This window comes from Rhodococcus sp. FW305-130 (assembly GCF_058788335.1).
The window spans coordinates 646,920-663,817 of the sequence record NZ_JBYTAP010000002.1; the positions used below are offsets into that span (position 1 = coordinate 646,920).

The following is a 16,898-nucleotide window of genomic DNA, read 5'->3' on the forward strand; positions in this document are numbered from 1 at the left end:
CGCAGCCACCTTCCGAGGTGTCTGCGGCGGCCCTTCTTTTCTGCCACAATCGTGGCTATGGAACGCGAACCGGATTGGGCAGAAGTCGACGGCTATCTCGTTTCCACGTTGGTAGGTGAAGATCCGGTTCTCGACGCGGCACTCGCCGCCAACTCCGAGGCCGGTCTCCCGCCCATCGACGTGGCGCCGAACCAGGGCAAGCTCCTCAACCTTCTGGCGCGAATGTGCTTGGCGCGCAATGTCCTCGAGATCGGAACGCTCGGCGGATACAGCACGATCTGGCTCGCTCGCGCGGTCGGCCCCTCGGGCCAGGTCATCACGCTGGAATTCGATCCCACTCATGCGGATGTCGCTCGGGCGAATATCGAGCGCGCCGGCTTGGCTGACCGTGTCGACGTCCGCGTCGGGGCCGCGCTCGACAGCCTCCCGTCGATCGCGAAGGAAGAGTTGGGACCTTTCGACTTGGTCTTCATCGACGCCGACAAGGAGAACAACACCGAGTACGTGCGGTGGGCGTTGGCCCTTTCGCATCCCGGAACCGTCATCATCGTGGACAACGTGGTGCGTGGGGGACATGTGTCCAACCCGGATATCGACGACGAGCGCGTCAAAGCGAGTCGAGCGGTGTTGGAGATGATCGCGGCCGAGCCGAAACTCGACGGCACCGCCATTCAAACCGTGGGTTCGAAGGGGTGGGACGGGTTTGCCGTTGCAGTAGTGAACGAGTGAGCGCAGACTCGAAGCGGTGAGGATGCTGGGGGCAGCAAAGGCGGCATGGCGATGGGTGCGCAGTGCTCCCGGTACCTATGTCTGGTTGCTTGCCCTGCTGTTCACCACGCTGTTCCTGCGGCATCTGCCTGACAATGTCGAGGAGCGTTTTCTCGGCAAGCGCTCGACCAATCTGCATCACCTGGCCGAAGACCCGCTACGAGTCCTGTTCTCGAGTGCCTTCTGGCTCGAAGGTGGCGGTTGGTTGGGATACCTGGTTCTCTTCACCATCTTTCATGCAACGGCTGAGCGTTGGCTCGGGACGTGGCGGTGGCTGTGTGTTGTCGTCATCGCCCACGTCGGAGCCACGTACATCAGCGAAGGTGTTCTGTACGAAGGTATTCGGCACGGATACGTGGCGGAGTCGGCGGTCAACACTCTCGACGTGGGTGTGAGCTACGGTCTGGCCGGCATCATGGGGATTCTGGTGTACCGCATCGTCGATCCGTGGCGATTCGTCTATCTCGCGGGCCTGTTGCTCTTCTACGGTGTGCCTCTGATTTTCGCCACCAATTTCACCGCCATCGGCCACATGTCTGCGTTGTTGCTGGGATTGGCGTGCTATCCGATCACGCGTGCTCGGGCGGGCACGTGGAATCCGATGGACCTGTGGCATTCGCGAAGAATCGCAGGTCTTCCATGAATCGCACCGCGGAAAGTTACCCGCTGGTAGTTTAGCGTCATCGACGAAAGGTAATGACGTGTCTGGCACCGATGGATTGCTCTTCAACCCCCATACTTACGACCCCGCTCAGTTCGATCCGGAGACCCGCCGTTTGCTGCGAGCCACCATCGAATGGTTCGAGAGCCGCGGCAAGAAGCAACTGCTTCAGGACGACCTCGACGCCGTGTGGGTCTCCGACTTTCTCGAGTTCGTCGGCAAGGAGAAGTTGTTCGCGACGTTCCAGACTCCGGCGGCATTCGCCGACGGTGACGAGAACCGTCGGTGGGACGGTGCCCGCAACGCGGCCTTGAGTGAGATCTTCGGTTTCTACGGACTCGCTTACTGGTACGCCTGGCAGGTCACGATCCTCGGACTCGGACCGATCTGGATGAGTGACAACGATGCAGCGAAGAAGCGTGCAGCGCAGGAACTCGTCGACGGTGGTGTCATGGCGTTCGGCCTGTCCGAGCGTGATCACGGCGCCGACGTGTATTCCACCGACATGCTTCTCACTCCCACCGACGGCGACGTCGCCTTCCGCGCGAGCGGCGAGAAGTACTACATCGGAAACGGCAACGTAGCCGGAATGGTGTCTGTGTTCGGGCGGCGTACCGACGTCGAGGGTCCCGAAGGCTACGTGTTCTTCGTCGCCGACAGTGCACATCCGAACTATCAGCTTGTGGACAATGTCCTGCGCGGGCAAATGTACGTCAGCAATTTCCGCCTCGACGACTACCCGGTGCGCGAGGAAGACATTCTGCACACCGGCGTCGCCGCATTCGAGGCCGCGCTCAACACGGTCAACGTCGGAAAGTTCAACCTGTGCACCGGCTCCATCGGGATCACCGAACATGCGTTCTTCGAAGCAATCACTCACGCGCAGAATCGAATTCTCTACGGTAATCCGGTCACCGACTTCGCCCATGTACGCGCCGCCTTCGTCGACGCGTACTCACGTCTGATCGCGATGAAACAGTTCAGCGCGCGGGCGGTCGACTACTTCCGCAGCGCCAGCCTCGAAGACCGTCGCTACCTGCTGTTCAATCCCATGACCAAGGCCAAGGTCACCTCGGAAGGTGAAAAGGTCGTCGGGTTGCTGCACGACGTGATCGCGGCAAAGGGGTACGAGAAGTCCACGTACTTCCGTGAAGCAGCGCAGATGATCGGCACGCTGCCCAAGCTCGAGGGCACCGTCCACGTCAACGTCGGCCTGATCCTCAAGTTCTTGCCGAACTACCTGTTCAACCCCGCGGAGTTCCCGGAGATCGTCACGCGCGACGACGCAGCCGACGACGAGTTCTTCTGGAATCAGGGACCGACCCGCGGCGCTGCGAAGATCCAGTTCCACGAGTGGAAGCCCGTCTACGAGAAGCACTCTTCGATCCCGAACGTCGCTCGTTTCTACGAGCAGGCGATCGCACTCACCGAATTGCTCACTGCCGCAGCGCCGGACGCGCAGCAGCAGAAGGATCTCGATTTCATGCTCAATGTCGGGCACCTGTTCTCCCTCGTCGTCTACGGTCATCTGATTCTCGAGCAGGCCGAGATCAGCGGACTCGACGCCGACGTTGTCGATCAGATCTTCGACTTCCAGATTCGCGACTTCTCGGGATACGCGATCGCACTGCACGGAAAGCCGTCGTCGACGCCGGAGCAGCAGAAGTGGGCCTTGGCCGCAGTGCGGAAGCCTGTTGTGGACAGTGAACGCTTCGACCGGGTGTGGCAGCAGGTCAAGGCGTACGACGGTGCATACGAGATGCGCGCATGACCGCGCCGGTGGTACGTGAGCAGTTGATGGCCGTCGTGGAGGGATCCCCGAAAGCCGTCGGCGCGCATGATCGCTCGACCTGGGTTGCGCTGTTTGCCGAAGACGGCCAGATCAACGACCCTGTAGGTTCACGTCCGCATAACGGACAGGCGGCGATCGAGAGTTTTTACGACACGTTCATCGCCCCCAATTCGATCACCTTCCACGTCGAGCGCGATATCGTGTGCGGCCGCACAGTGTGGCGCGATCTGAGCCTCGCTACCGAGATGTCGACCGGAGTCGTCCTCGACGTGCCGATGCATTTGCGCTACGACTTGGTGGGGGAGCCCGATTCCTTGCGGATCGGAACCCTCTATGCGCATTGGGAATTGGCAACGATGCTGAGCCAGCTCGCTACCGCCGGCGTTGCCGGGATGAAGGCTGCCGCGAAGTTGACCCCGCAGCTGCTCTCGAACCAGGGGATCGGCGGAGCGCTCGGATTCTCGCGCGGCATCTTCGGAGTCGGAGACAAAGGCAAGAAGGCGGCTTCGCGGTTCCTCGATGCGGCCGCTGTCGGTCGAACGCCGCCGGTACCCGTCGAGCTTCCGGCGGGAACGCAGTTGTCCAAAGCCGACGTCAACGCTCTGCTCACCGGCGTGACGAAGAGCAAGATGCTGGTTGCCGGTCGAACTGTGACGGCGAGCGTAATCGTGTGCGGGGAACCGGCCATCGCCCTGTTCGGCTTCGAGGCGAGCGGTCATCGCCTCAATCGGGTGCGCTTCTTCACCGAGAGCTGATACCGAGAACACTCGAACGCAGGTCAGGCTCGGGGGGCCCCCCCCGTCCCCCCGAGCCTTCGCTTTTCGGTGAAGTGTCAGATCGCCCCGAGATCCGCAGACAGCCAGTGCTGCGGATTCATGTAGATCGCTACCTGCTCGCCCAACTGCGATCGCGCGAATTCGAGATATCCGTCGACCTTGTCCGGGGTCAGGTATCGCCGCGAGACTTCGACCAGCATCTCGTCGGTGCCCGGAACGATCTTGTCGACGGATCCGCTGACGCTGACGTAACGGATTGTCGGATCGAGCCTTTCGGCCATCAACGAGAAATGCCCGGCCGACTCGATGAGTCGAGCCTTTCGTGAATCCTTGCCGGTGAGGATCCATGGTTTGCCACCGGGCGAGTACAGGTACCAGATCGGGACGGTCAACGGACCGCGTTCGGTGCCGTCCGCTACGGACAGCGCCCCGATGTGGGGTTCGGCCAGAAACTGTTCACGCTCATTTTCGGAGAGTGCCATTCCTCGAGATTACCGCGACGTTTGACATGGCGTTGTGACTCCGTACACAATCGTTGTGCTCATTATGAACATGCGTTCGCAATGCGAACAGATCTCGATCTGAACTACTGGATCTGAACCGGTAGCGAACGCCCACAAGCAGTGAATGTCGAGGATCCGATGACCGCACCGCATACGCAATCGAGTTCAATCACCGGTTTGCCTGGGGCGCGTGCCGCAATGTGGGTAGCACCGTTGTGTTGGATAGCTGTGCTTCTGGACGGATTCGATCTGGTCGTACTCGGTGCGGTCATTCCTTCACTTCTCGACTACGACGCGTGGGGATTGAGTACCGGCACGATCACGATGATCTCGACCTTCGGGCTCATCGGCATGACCATCGGCGCCCTCGTCATCGGCACTCTCACTGACGTCATCGGTCGACGCCGCGCGCTGCTGTACGCCGTTGTCGCATTCTCGATTCTGACTCTATTGTGCGCAATTGCGCCCAATCCGTTCATCTTCGGTCTGCTGCGCTTCCTCGCCGGGGTGGGACTGGGTGGCGCCCTTCCGACGGCATTGGCTCTGGTCAACGAATTCTCGAAGAAACAAGGCGGTGGATCTGCGTCGACCATGCTGATGACCGGCTATCACGTCGGCGCCGTTGCCACCGCCGCGCTGGCGCTCGTCGTGATCGAACCTTTCGGTTGGCGAGCGATGTTCGTTGTCGGCGCACTTCCTGCCGTCGTCCTGATTCCACTCATGTTGCGGTATCTGCCGGAATCCCCGTCGTACCTTCTCGCTCACGGAAAGCGTGCCGAGGCCGAGGAAATCGCTGCCCGCTACGGTGTCGAGCTCGAGGCTGCGCCTACGTCCGAAGCTGGGCGCGCCGAAGCCGCCAACCCCGTTCGCGCACTGTTCTCTTCGAAGTTCCTGCGCAACAGCATCGCCATCTGGATCACCAGTTTCATGGGCTTGCTGCTCGTCTACGGATTGAACACGTGGCTTCCGACGATCATGCGCGAGGCCGGTTACAACCTCGGAGCCTCGTTGACGTTCCTTCTGATCCTCAATGCCGGAGCCGTCGTCGGGCTGTTGATCGCCGGGGGCGTCGCGAACAAGATCGGCCCGCGGACCGCAGCAATCGTGTGGTTCACGGGAGCAGCGTTGTTCCTGGCGCTTCTGAGTGTGAAGGTGTCGTTCGGAATCTACGTGATGGTCTTCCTCGCCGGATGCTTCGTTTTCAGTGCACAGGTACTGGTCTACGCCTTCACGAGCGCCAATCACCCACCGCAGATTCGCGCGACAGCGCTCGGATGGTCGGCGGGTGTCGGCCGGGTCGGTGCGATCTGTGGCCCGATTCTGGGCGGAGTTCTCCTGGGTGCGGGTTACGCCGTGCCGTGGGGCTTCTACGCTTTCGCGCTCGTCGGACTGCTCGGTGCAATTTCGATCTCCTGCACACGGGTTCGCACCTGAAATTCCAGTTTCGCAGGTTGGTGCGCTACTGCTATCGTTGAATATGAGTATGAAGAGTAGCGCTATCGTCACGTCACGGGCACCGCTACCGATGCCATCGTCTCGATCCGGTTTGTGGTGGGGCTTGCTCGGTGTTCTGGCGTTCTCGTTCACCGTTCCGCTCACGAGGGTCGCCGTCGCGGATCTCGACCCCCTGTTCGTCGGCGCGGGCCGCGCCGTCGTTGCCGGGGCCCTTGCGATTGTGATGCTGTCGGTTACTCGCGCGACGCTTCCGACGCTTCGGCAGTGGTTGCGCATCGCACTCGTGACCGTTGGCGCGGTACTGGGGTTTTCACTGTTCACCACGTTTGCGTTGCAGACATCGCCGGCGAGTCACGCGGCAGTCGTGATCGGACTACTTCCCGCTGCGACCGCGGTATTTGCCGTCGTCCGAGGAAAAGAGCGTCCCAGTAAGGGATTCTGGTGGGCAAGCGCCGCCGGCGCGGTATCGGTCGTAGGGTTCGTGGCCGTCGCAAACGGCGGACTCGGCTCGTTTCATCTCGCTGATCTTCTTCTGTTCGCCGCGGTTGTGTGTGCAGCGCTGGCATATTCGGAAGGTGCGTTGCTGGCCCGCGAGATCGGGTCGTGGCAGACGATTGCCTGGGCATTGATTCTCGGACTGCCGGTCACGATTGCGTTGACGGTGGCGTCCATGGCCCAGGCTCCGGTTTCTGCCGATGTGAATTCGTGGCTTTCGTTTGCCTACCTGGGATGCGTGAGTATGTTTCTCGGGTTCTTTCCCTGGTACCGGGGTCTGGCGATCGGTCCCATTTCCACCGTGAGCCAAACACAGTTGGTTCAACCGGTGCTCAGCATTGCCTGGTCGGCGCTGATACTCGGTGAGGCGTTGTCACCCTCGATCGTGGCCGGCGGCGTCGTCGTCATCGGGTGTGCCTGGCTTGCCCTGAAGGCGCGAGTGGCAGCGCCGCGTGCTGTGCCGGCACGCGACGCGACCACTGCGACCGATGATTCAGAAAAGCGGGCCGCCACCGAAGGCACTGCGGTGTGACGCAGGTTGTTTCCCGTTGGCGTCGGTGATTCCGTACTCGACGGCCGTCTCGGCGGTGATCAGTGTGTGACCGCTGCGCGCGTTCACTTCTGGATCGTTGGCCAATGCAGTGATGACCTGGCCGACGAATTCCGGGGTTTCGGCCTCGGCCAGTGAGAAGCCTTCGAAGCTCTCGATCCCACTCGCCTCCATCCGCTCGTTGCGGATCAACCCGAGCCAGAAGGAAAGTGCGGTGACGCCGGTTCCCTTCAATTCGACAGCCATGTCGGCGGCCATCTTGTCCAAACCTGCTTTTGACATCCCGTACAGGACAGAGTGCAGGTACCCGCGGGTGCCGAATGACGAGATATTGCCGATCACTCCACTGCCCCGGGGGACCATCAACTTCGCCGCTTCTACCGAAGCAACGTAGTGGGCGCGCAGTCCGATTCCGATCAGCGAATCCCAATCGTCGATCGGCCTCTTCCAGAACGGATCGGCGAAGCCGGCATAGCCCGCCGGGTTGGCCCAGACGTTGTTGACCAGAAGATCGAGGCGGCCTGACTGTTCCTCGGCAATGCGTGCAAACAGGTCGACGATCTGTTGATCGTCGGCGTGATCGCACTGCACGGCAATGCCGTGACCGCCGCGCTCGGTGATCTCCGCCGCGGTGCGATCGAGTGGGCTGTCGGCGCCGACGGTGCCTCGGGCCGTCACGTACACCGTCCAGCCGTCGCTTCCCAGTGCGAGGGCAATGCCTTTACCGACGCTCCTACTCGCGCCGGTCACGAGCGCTACTTTGCCGTTTGTCGACGTGGTCACCGGGGGCCTCCCAACGAACCCTCGGCGATATCAGTGTCGGGGGACAGGGGAGTGGTGATCGACCACGTCTCCGTGAAGTGGCATTGACTCATTTTCCACACACCGTCCTCGATCACGTATTTGTCGTCGTATTCGCCGGTCATCAACTTCTCGGTGCGTCCGACAGTGTCGACCTGGCGGAACTGCAGAGTCCATCGCCCCACCGCCGACGTCTCCGAGGTCAGTGTGATGTCGGGATGCAATCCGTGATGCATGTCGAGTACCGCGTACCGGCCGTCGACCTTGCGAAGAGCGATCTTCTCGAAGATGTCCGCCATCGGCCCGGCGTCGTCGAACGCGCCGAGACGTCCGTAGTCGATCGACGCTCCTGAACGGATGAAGCTGCTGCGGAACCGAACCGGATCCTTGGCGTCACATGCTCGCCAGTAGCCATGTTTGAGCTTCTTGATTTCCTCGATCTGTTCGAGCGCGTCGAGGCGTTGTGCGAGATCCACCGTCGGTCCTTTTCGTCTGGGTTTCCCGGAGACATGTCGGATCGACTGTAGGGTGTCCTCAGTCACATGTGTGTAGTTTTTCCCAGTGACCGGTCAGGAAACGGTGTCGGTTTCGCTCGAGGATTCGTCGCCGGTGAGAGTGATTGCAGTCGAGTCGCTGAAGACGCTGCCCCAGAGTTCGCCGAGGGCCGGATCTTCTTCGGCGTGTTCGGGTGCCATCATTGCGAGCAGATTGTTGATCAGCATGCCGTTCGCGATGAACAAGCGTGCTTGCTCGGGCGTGCAACCGGTGCGCTCGCGCAGCAAGGTGTAGATGCCGGACATGGCGGTCCGGGACACGGCGGCGACGTCGTCGGTGCTGGTTGCGAAGCCGTGCAACATGACGAGCAGCAGATCTCGATCGAGGACCAGCTCGCCGTAGGCGGATCCGAGTTCGGCCCAGAACTGCGGATTGCTCGGATCGATTGTGACGGTGTCCAATTTGTCGTTGAAGGTGCGGACGATTTCGTCGAGCGCACGCGTGAACACCGCGTGGAACAAATCTGCCTTGGTTCCGAACATGCGCACGACGTAGGGCTGCGAGACGCCGGCTTCCTTGGCGACGGCGTCCGTGCTGGTGCCGGAGTATCCGCCCTTTGCAAATGCCCGCGTTGCCGCGGCAAGGACCAGTGCGCGACGTTCCGGTGCGCTCATCCTGCGGGTACGTGGTTCAGCTGCACCGATCGACATATTGACACGTTATCACCGGATAGCTTAGTTTCGACTTAAGTAATCAATCGATGCCTTAAGGCACCTTCACATCGAGGAATCACGATGACCGTTTTGACGAAGTCCGGATCGGACGCCGCATCCGGGTCGGAAAACAGTGGAGGACGTAAGGTTCCGATCGCGATAGCGATGGTTGCTGCTTCTCTGCCCATGTTCATGGCTACCCTCGACAACCTCGTGATGACGAGCGCGCTGCCGGTGATCGAGAAGGAACTGAACGCGTCCGTCGGGCAGCTCCAATGGTTCATGAATGCGTACACGCTCTGCTTTGCGACGCTGATGCTTTCGGCGACGACGCTCGGCGATCGGTGGGGACGCCGCCGGATGTTCGTGTTCGGAATCGGGCTGTTCACGGCTGCATCGATCGCTTCGGCGCTGTCGACAACTCCCGGCCTGCTGATTGCGGCCCGGGCATTTCAAGGCGCGGGCGCAGCCGCGATCATGCCGCTCTCGCTGACCCTCCTCGTCGCAGCCGTACCGGAAGCCAAGCGCGCCATGGCAATCGGTGTCTGGGGTGGCGTCTCCGGACTGGGAATCGCGATGGGTCCCGTGGTCGGTGGAGCGGTAGTCGACGGGTTCTCGTGGCAGGGGATCTTCTGGATCAATGTGCCGGTTGCGATCGTTGCCGTTCCTCTCGCGATGTATGCGTTGCGTGAATCGACCGGTCGCACACAACCTCTCGACCTTCCCGGTGTCGCACTCGCCGGACTCGGTGTGTTTCTGGCGGTGTGGGGGATCGTTCACGGCAACGACGACGGCTGGGGATCGCTTGGAGTGGTTGCGTCGTTGGCCGGTTCCGCAGTCGCGTTGGCGCTGTTCGTTCTTCGCGAGATGAAGACGTCACATCCGGTCATGCCCCTACGTCTGTTCCGTTCGCGCAGCTTCTCGATGGCGAACGTCATCGGCTTGACCTTCTCGATCGGGATCTTCGGAGCGGTGTTCCTGCTGTCGCAGTACCTCCAGATCGTGATGGGCTACAGCCCGTTCCAAGCAGGCCTGCGGACGCTTCCGTGGACGGCAGCGCCGATGATCTTCGCTCCTCTCGCCGGTTTTCTGGCGCCGAAGGTCGGGCTCCGTTCACTTCTGCTGACCGGTCTGCTGCTCCAGGCCGGAGCATTGTTCTGGTTGGCCGCGTTGATCGGTCCCGACGTGACGTACGGTTCACTGGTTCCGGCGCTCCTGATGGCGGGCATCGGCATGGGCCTGACCTTCGCGCCGAGTTCCACGGCTGTCCTCGTCGACATGGATGAGCCTGATCACGGAACGGCCAGTTCGACCAACTCGACGCTTCGCGAGATCGGTGTTGCGCTGGGAATCGCGGTTCTCACCGCAGTCTTCCTTGCCGCTGGTGGCGCGCTCACGCCGCTGGGCTACGGAGATGCGCTGACACCTGCCCTGCGCGTCGGCGGTTGCTTCGTGTTGGTTGCGGTTGTCGCGGCTTGGTTCGTGCCCTCGCATCGCAAGAGCTGAGCACTGCTGTGCGCCTTTATTAACCGCCGGCGGTTAATAAAGGCGCACAGCAGTTTACGAAGCCGGGTCCCCTGGGAACGCTGATGTGGACGGAGCGGTTCCCAGCGCGGACCGCCATCCGGCGCCGCGGATTGCCGCATCGGTCAGGCCGTCGATTCCGAACGTGCGGAGTTGGTCGGTATCGACCTGTTCGACGAATGCCCGGTAGGTCACGGCGGTGTCGGATTCGATCTGTGCTGCCAGTTGTGCCGCGGTAACGGCGTCCGTCACCGGGAACGGGATCTCGTAGGCTGCCGCGGCTGTCGGCGGGGTCTCGCCCGCGTCGGTCGACAGGGCAACCAGCGCATCACGTCGCGCGCGGTGCGCGGCTGTATGTGTGGCAACTTCGTTGACACGGGCAGGATTCGAAAACGCGGCAACCACTCCGTAAGCGAAGATCGCGGCATTCTCTGATTCGATTGCGGTCAGCAAGGCAGAACTCTCGGTTCGACGGGTGTGCGAAGTGATCATGGAAGCAACACCGCAACCTGGGTCGAGCACGACGCGCTGATCGAACCGAGCAAGCCCGCGCGATAGCCGGACATCGTGCGAGCGAGATCCGCGGCACTGCGCGCCGAATCGTTAAGCGAGGTCCTCAAGGTGTCAACGCCCGTCGGAGTGTTCGCGACCGAGGTCGACGGGGGCGCAGTGGTCGTAGCGCCGCCGCCCGCTGCTCGCGCAATCTCGGCGTCGAGTTCGAGTGCATGCGCTGTGCGTTCGGCGCTGATCGTGGTCAGTGATGCCGACTTGTCCGGCGCAAGAGCGATGGCGGCGGTTGCGGCTGCCGCGTCGGAGCGAGCTCGCTCGGCCTGGGCCGTCAACTGGTCGACTTCTGCAGCCGCCTCCGCTGTGCCGTTGTCGGTGCAGGCGGACAACGAGAAGGCTGCAGCGCCCAACGCTGCTGCGGTTCCCGTCATCTTGAGCGCACTCCGCCGGGAGAGTGGGGTAGTAGTCATGGGCGTCAGCACCAGTCCATCGTGCCAGGTGGTCGGCCGATCGTTCGAATCCGCGGCACGTGTTCAAGTGTGACGTGCGTCGGGCACTCTGGTCACGGAGACGCGTAATGAGCGGTACTCTTGGATGCTTGCAGCATGAGGCACCTGGTGTCTTTTCATGCTCGCAGCCGCCCACGTCGACAGTCGACACAAGTCGGACAATCGACGACAACTGAAATGAGGAGTTCGCGAGATGCCGGTGCCATCCAGGGAGAGGGTGATCGAGCTGATCTCCGAACTCGTGCACGCCCAGGGTTACGACGTCGAAGACGTTGTCGTGACCAGTGCGGGCAAGCACAGCGCGGTGCGCATCATGGTCGACAGCGATGCCGGGATCGAACTCGATGCCGCCGCAGAGATCAGCAGACTCGTTTCGGAACTTTTCGACAGCCTCGAGGAAATCGGTGAAACGCCGTACACCCTCGAGGTGACCTCCCCGGGAATCGATCGTCCACTGACGCTCGAGCGTCACTGGCGTCGAGCTCGTGGACGCAAAGCGCGTATCGATCTGGCCGGCGAGACCGTGGTCGGCCGTATCGGAACGTTGAACGACGATTCCGTGGCGGTTGTCATCGGTGGCCGTGGCGGACTGACCGTGCGAGAGATTGCACTGGGCGACGTTCAGAAGGCCGTAGTTCAGGTGGAGTTCTCGAAGCCCAGTGAGGCGGAGTTGGAACTCGCGGGCGGCATCCCGGACGGGCGCGCAGTTCCCTCGGATGCGGTTGACCTCACCGACGACTCGGGCGTGGACAGTGTCGAAGACGACGAAGCAGAATTAGAAGACGTAGAAAACGAAGAAGGGTTCGACAAGTGAATATCGACATTGCAGCGTTGCGAGCGATCGAAGCCGAAAAGGGCGTTTCGATCGAAACTGTGATCGCCACGATCCAGACCGCGCTGCTGACGGCGTACCGCCACACCGAGGGGCACAAGCAGAACGCTCGGATCGATGTCAACATCAAGACCGGTTCGGTGCGAGTGATGGCACACGACACCGATGCCGACGGCAACATGATCGGCGAGGAGTGGGACGACACTCCCGAAGGATTCGGTCGAATCGCGGCGACCACCGCACGCCAGGTCATCCTGCAGCGTTTGCGCGACGCCGAGCACGAGCGCAGTTTCGGTGAGTTCTCCACCCATGAGGGTGAAATCGTCGGCGGTGTCATTCAGCGCGACACGCGTGCAAACTCTCGCGGGATGGTCGTCGTTCGAATCGGCAGCGAATCCAATGGCGCCGAAGGATTGTTGCCGCCCGCAGAACAGGTTCCCGGCGAGAACTACGAACACGGCGAGCGCATCAAGTGCTACGTCGTCGGGGTTGCTCGCGGCGCCCGTGGCCCCCAGATCACCCTCTCACGGACCCATCCGAACCTGGTTCGCAAGTTGTTCGCACTCGAGGTTCCGGAGATCGCGGACGGCAGCGTCGAGATCATCAACGTCGCGCGCGAAGCGGGACACCGTTCCAAGATCGCCGTTGCCTCACGCGTGCAGGGGCTGAACGCAAAGGGTGCATGCATCGGCCCGATGGGTCAGCGCGTCCGCAACGTCATGAGCGAACTTGCGGGGGAGAAGATCGACATCATCGACTTCGACGAAGATCCCGCGACGTTTGTGGGCAACGCACTTTCCCCGTCGAAAGTGGTCTCCGTCACTGTCGTCGATCCCGAGGCTCGTGCGGCCCGTGTCATCGTGCCCGATTTTCAGCTTTCGTTGGCCATCGGAAAAGAGGGTCAAAATGCCCGCCTGGCTGCACGGTTGACGGGTTGGCGTATCGACATTCGGAGCGATGCGGCACCCGTTGGCGACGCGTCCGACCGGCCCGCCACGTCCAACGGATAACGGTGGAATGCAGTGATCGAGACGGTTCGGCGGTAGAGTGGACAATGGTTCGACGTGAGTCCTCGGATTCTGCGCGCGTGAAACCCGGTTCGCCGGTCAGAACGTGTGTGGGGTGCAGGGAACAAGGGTCGGCTGTCGATCTGTTGAGGGTCGTGGTTGGTGAGCAGGGGCCGGAGGGTTCCCCGCTCGTCCCCGACGTATCGCGAAGACTCCCCGGTCGAGGTGCATGGCTGCACCTGGATCCGAGTTGTCTGAGCCTGGCAGAGCGGCGCCGAGCATTCAGCAGAGCACTGCGAGTGTCCGGAAATCTGGACACGTCCGCTGTCGACCAGCTGGTCGACGCAGTTCACACAAAAGCAGTACCTCTCGAGAAGAACAGGCACAAGCACTCATGAGCACACCGTGAAGCACCAACGATGAACGTCCATCGGCGATAACCCGAGGTCGTGCGGGACCCACATCTGTGGGATGCCTCCTGCTCGACCTCATCAGTGAGGAGAGCAGTGGCAGGCAAGGCCCGCGTGCACGAGTTGGCTAAAGAACTCGGTGTCACCAGCAAGGAACTACTCGCAACGCTCAAGGAGCAAGGCGAGTTCGTGAAGTCTGCGTCATCCACAGTGGAGGCGCCCGTCGCCCGTCGTCTGCGGGAGTCATTCCCGTCGGCAGGCGGAGCAGAAACCAAGTCCGAGACCGGCGAAGCCGCTCCGGCGGCTCGCCCCGCGGCAAAGCCCGGCGCACCGTCGCCGTCAGCTGCAAAGCCCGGTGGCCCGCGTCCCGGCCCCAAGCCGGCCGCACCCGCACCGGCTGCTCCCGCAGCTCCGGCACCGGCAGCCCCCGCGGCTCCCGCAGCCGCTGCTCCGGCAGCACCGTCGGCGCCGGTCCCCACCCCGACGTTCAACGCTCCGAAGCCGGCACAGCCGGCACGCCCGGCTCCGGCTGCTCCCGCAGCATCGGCACCGGCAGCCCCCGCGGCTCCGGCGGCACCGTCTACCGGCGCAAAGCCCGGCGGACCGCGTCCGGGACCGAAGGCACCTCGCGTCGGTAACAACCCGTACTCCTCGGCACCCGCCGAGCGTCCGGCACCTCGTCCGGCTCCCGGCGCACCGCGTCCGGGTGCAGGCCAGGGCGGTTCTCGTCCGGCTCCGGGTCAGGGCGGTCCCCGTCCGGCTCCCGGCCAGGGTGGACCTCGTCCGGCTCCGGGTCAGGGCGGTCCCCGTCCGGCTCCCGGCCAGGGTGGACCTCGTCCGCCTGCAGGTCAGGGCGGACCCCGTCCCAGCCCCGGCTCCATGCCTCCTCGCCCGAACCCGGGTGCAATGCCTGCTCGTTCCGCTCGTCCCGCGCCCGGTGGCGGCGGACGTCCGGGTCGTCCCGGTGGCGCTCCCGGTGGTCGTCCGGGCGGCGGCGGCGGTGGATACCGCGGCGGCGGCGCACCCGGCGCCGGTGCTGGTGCAGGTGCTCCCGGTGGAGCAGCTCCGGCCGGTGGATTCCGCGGTCGTCCCGGCGGCGGTGGCCGTCCCGGTCAGCGCGGCGCAGCGGCAGGTGCATTCGGTCGTCCCGGCGGAGCAGTTCGCCGTGGACGTAAGTCGAAGCGGGCGAAGCGCGCCGAGTACGAAAGCATGCAGGCTCCCGCAGTCGGCGGCGTCAGGCTGCCACGCGGCAACGGTGAGACCATCCGTCTCGCTCGCGGCGCATCGCTGTCGGACTTCGCGGACAAGATCGATGCGAACCCCGCAGCACTCGTGCAGGCGTTGTTCAACCTCGGTGAGATGGTCACGGCAACTCAGTCGGTCAACGACGAGACGCTGGAGCTGCTCGGCGGCGAAATGAACTACGTCGTGCAGGTCGTCAGCCCGGAGGACGAGGACCGCGAGCTGCTCGACAGCTTCGACCTCACCTACGGCGAGGACGCCGGCGGAGAAGAGGACCTCGAGTCCCGTCCGCCTGTGGTCACCGTCATGGGCCACGTCGACCACGGTAAGACCCGTCTGCTCGACGTGATCCGTAAGGCGAATGTCCGTGAGGGCGAAGCCGGCGGCATCACGCAGCACATCGGTGCCTACCAGGTGCTGACCGAGCTCGAGGGCAACGAGCGTCTCGTGACGTTCATCGACACCCCGGGTCACGAGGCCTTCACGGCCATGCGTGCTCGTGGTGCCAAGGCCACCGACCTCGCGATCCTTGTTGTCGCAGCCGACGACGGCGTCATGCCGCAGACGGTGGAAGCGATCAACCACGCCCAGGCGGCCGACGTGCCGATCGTGGTCGCGGTGAACAAGATCGACAAGGAAGGCGCGAACCCGGACAAGATCCGGCAGCAGCTCACCGAGTACGGACTGGTGGCCGAGGAATACGGCGGAGACACCATGTTCGTCGACATCTCGGCGAAGCAGGGTCTCAACATCGACGCACTGCTCGAAGCAGTGCTGTTGACGGCGGACGCTTCCCTGGATCTGCGCGCCAACCCGGACATGGATGCTCAGGGTGTTGCCATCGAGGCGCACCTCGACCGTGGCCGCGGCCCCGTCGCTACCGTGCTCATCCAGCGCGGAACGCTGCGGGTCGGCGACTCGATCGTTGCCGGCGATGCTTACGGCCGCGTCCGCCGCATGGTGGACGAGCACGGTCAGGACGTCCACGAGGCACTGCCTTCACGTCCGGTCCAGGTCATCGGCTTCACGTCGGTCCCCGGTGCAGGCGACAACCTGCTCGTGGTCGACGAGGACCGTATCGCTCGTCAGATCGCGGACCGTCGCAACGCACGTAAGCGCAACGCGCTTGCAGCGAAGAGTCGTAAGCGCATCAGCCTCGACGATCTCGATGCAGCTCTGAAGGAACATTCACAGCTGAACTTGATCCTCAAGGGTGACAACTCGGGAACCGTGGAGGCCCTCGAAGAGGCTCTCCTCGGAATTCCGATCGACGACGAGGTGCAGTTGCGCGTCATCGACCGCGGTGTCGGTGGCATCACGGAGACCAACGTCAACCTGGCTGCTGCGTCCAACGCGATCATCATCGGCTTCAACGTCCGCGCCGAAGGCAAGGCAACGGAGCTGGCGAACCGCGAGGGCGTCGACATTCGCTACTACTCGGTGATCTACCAGGCCATCGATGAGGTCGAAAAGGCACTCAAGGGTCTGCTCAAGCCGGTGTACGAAGAGGTCGAGCTGGGCAAGGCAGAGATCCGCGCCATGTTCCGTTCGTCCAAGATCGGCAACATTGCCGGTTGCTTGGTCACGTCGGGCAGCATCCGTCGCAACGCCAAGGCACGTCTCATCCGCGACAGCAAGGTCATCGCCGAGACGGTCACCATCTCCTCGCTCAAGCGGGAGAAGGAAGACGCTACCGAGGTTCGCGAAGGCTACGAATGTGGTTTGACCGTCACCTATTCCGATATCAAGATCGGTGACGTTCTCGAGTGCTACGAGCTTCGCGAGAAGCCGCGCGACTGATTATGTCGACACGGGCGTTGGGGCGGACGCACGTGAGTACTAGCTGACATGGACTCTT

General features: G+C 62.8%; 17 protein-coding genes. 11 read left to right on the forward strand and 6 right to left on the reverse strand.

Features of this window, described 5'->3' with window-relative positions:
• The first annotated feature begins 57 nt into the window (after nt 1–57).
• Genes AC3WQS_RS09190 through AC3WQS_RS09205 form a run of 4 tightly spaced genes read left to right on the forward strand, consistent with a single transcriptional unit; the run spans nt 58 to nt 3,976 of the window.
• The gene (locus AC3WQS_RS09190; protein WP_020969392.1) at nt 58–729 is read left to right on the forward strand and encodes an O-methyltransferase; all 672 of its coding nucleotides are present in this window, start codon (nt 58–60) and stop codon (nt 727–729) included.
• A 22-nt stretch (nt 730–751) separates the two neighbouring features.
• Nucleotides 752–1,411, forward strand: coding sequence for a rhomboid-like protein (locus tag AC3WQS_RS09195; RefSeq protein ID WP_020969393.1), 660 nt, complete (start codon nt 752–754; stop codon nt 1,409–1,411).
• Nucleotides 1,412–1,469: 58 nt separating this feature from the next.
• Nucleotides 1,470–3,200 carry an acyl-CoA dehydrogenase family protein gene (locus AC3WQS_RS09200; RefSeq protein WP_020907426.1) on the forward strand — a complete coding sequence of 577 codons (1,731 nt, stop codon included), beginning with the start codon at nt 1,470–1,472 and terminating at the stop codon, nt 3,198–3,200.
• Nucleotides 3,197–3,976, forward strand: coding sequence for a nuclear transport factor 2 family protein (locus AC3WQS_RS09205; RefSeq protein ID WP_492712485.1), 780 nt, complete (start codon nt 3,197–3,199; stop codon nt 3,974–3,976). The genes AC3WQS_RS09200 and AC3WQS_RS09205 overlap by 4 nt, the downstream gene beginning before the upstream one ends.
• Nucleotides 3,977–4,053: 77 nt before the next feature.
• On the opposite strand, the gene AC3WQS_RS09210 is transcribed toward AC3WQS_RS09205, so the two are convergent.
• The gene (locus AC3WQS_RS09210; RefSeq protein WP_020907428.1) at nt 4,054–4,479 is read right to left on the reverse strand and encodes a pyridoxamine 5'-phosphate oxidase family protein; all 426 of its coding nucleotides are present in this window, start codon (nt 4,477–4,479) and stop codon (nt 4,054–4,056) included.
• A 159-nt stretch (nt 4,480–4,638) separates the two neighbouring features.
• Between AC3WQS_RS09210 and AC3WQS_RS09215 the strand changes: the two genes are divergently transcribed.
• Both AC3WQS_RS09215 and AC3WQS_RS09220 read left to right on the forward strand, forming a co-directional pair.
• Nucleotides 4,639–5,934, forward strand: coding sequence for an MFS transporter (locus tag AC3WQS_RS09215; RefSeq protein WP_492712484.1), 1,296 nt, complete (start codon nt 4,639–4,641; stop codon nt 5,932–5,934).
• A gap of 91 nt (nt 5,935–6,025) precedes the next feature.
• A complete protein-coding gene (locus AC3WQS_RS09220) occupies nt 6,026–6,982 on the forward strand; it encodes a DMT family transporter (RefSeq protein WP_070386731.1) in 957 nt (318 codons plus the stop codon).
• On the opposite strand, the gene AC3WQS_RS09225 is transcribed toward AC3WQS_RS09220, so the two are convergent.
• The 3 genes from AC3WQS_RS09225 to AC3WQS_RS09235 form a co-directional block, all read right to left on the reverse strand.
• Nucleotides 6,944–7,783: an SDR family NAD(P)-dependent oxidoreductase gene (locus AC3WQS_RS09225; protein WP_029255177.1), complete on the reverse strand. Its 840-nt coding sequence runs from the start codon at nt 7,781–7,783 to the stop codon at nt 6,944–6,946. The two genes, AC3WQS_RS09220 and AC3WQS_RS09225, sit on opposite strands and share 39 nt — an antisense overlap.
• Nucleotides 7,780–8,277 carry a nuclear transport factor 2 family protein gene (locus tag AC3WQS_RS09230; RefSeq protein ID WP_029255178.1) on the reverse strand — a complete coding sequence of 166 codons (498 nt, stop codon included), beginning with the start codon at nt 8,275–8,277 and terminating at the stop codon, nt 7,780–7,782. The genes AC3WQS_RS09225 and AC3WQS_RS09230 overlap by 4 nt, the downstream gene beginning before the upstream one ends.
• Before the next feature lie 93 nt (nt 8,278–8,370).
• A complete protein-coding gene (locus tag AC3WQS_RS09235) occupies nt 8,371–9,006 on the reverse strand; it encodes a TetR/AcrR family transcriptional regulator (RefSeq protein WP_020969397.1) in 636 nt (211 codons plus the stop codon).
• 84 nt (nt 9,007–9,090) lie between these two features.
• On the opposite strand from AC3WQS_RS09235, the gene AC3WQS_RS09240 reads away from it, so the two are divergent.
• Nucleotides 9,091–10,515: an MFS transporter gene (locus tag AC3WQS_RS09240; protein WP_492712483.1), complete on the forward strand. Its 1,425-nt coding sequence runs from the start codon at nt 9,091–9,093 to the stop codon at nt 10,513–10,515.
• Between the two features lie 54 nt (nt 10,516–10,569).
• Here AC3WQS_RS09240 and AC3WQS_RS09245 read toward each other — a convergent pair whose 3' ends face one another.
• A complete protein-coding gene (locus AC3WQS_RS09245; RefSeq protein ID WP_080945658.1) occupies nt 10,570–11,025 on the reverse strand; it encodes a ferritin-like domain-containing protein in 456 nt (151 codons plus the stop codon).
• Nucleotides 11,022–11,471, reverse strand: a complete 450-nt coding sequence (locus AC3WQS_RS09250; RefSeq protein ID WP_492712509.1) for a hypothetical protein — start codon at nt 11,469–11,471, stop codon at nt 11,022–11,024. The genes AC3WQS_RS09245 and AC3WQS_RS09250 overlap by 4 nt, the downstream gene beginning before the upstream one ends.
• 271 nt (nt 11,472–11,742) lie before the next feature.
• Here AC3WQS_RS09250 and rimP point away from each other — a divergent pair, with 271 nt between their 5' ends.
• The 4 genes from rimP (at nt 11,743) to infB (ending at nt 16,840) form a co-directional block, all read left to right on the forward strand.
• Nucleotides 11,743–12,363: a ribosome maturation factor RimP gene (rimP, locus tag AC3WQS_RS09255; RefSeq protein WP_182261064.1), complete on the forward strand. Its 621-nt coding sequence runs from the start codon at nt 11,743–11,745 to the stop codon at nt 12,361–12,363.
• On the forward strand, nt 12,360–13,391 hold the full coding sequence (gene nusA, locus AC3WQS_RS09260) for a transcription termination factor NusA (RefSeq protein ID WP_003942738.1): 1,032 nt from the start codon (nt 12,360–12,362) through the stop codon (nt 13,389–13,391). Before rimP ends, nusA begins: the two co-directional genes overlap by 4 nt.
• Nucleotides 13,392–13,435: 44 nt before the next feature.
• Nucleotides 13,436–13,786, forward strand: coding sequence for a YlxR family protein (locus tag AC3WQS_RS09265; RefSeq protein WP_019748063.1), 351 nt, complete (start codon nt 13,436–13,438; stop codon nt 13,784–13,786).
• Between the two features lie 108 nt (nt 13,787–13,894).
• Nucleotides 13,895–16,840 (forward strand): translation initiation factor IF-2, encoded by a 2,946-nt coding sequence (gene infB, locus AC3WQS_RS09270; protein ID WP_047890226.1) that lies wholly within the window; start codon nt 13,895–13,897, stop codon nt 16,838–16,840.
• Nucleotides 16,841–16,898: the final 58 nt, after the last annotated feature.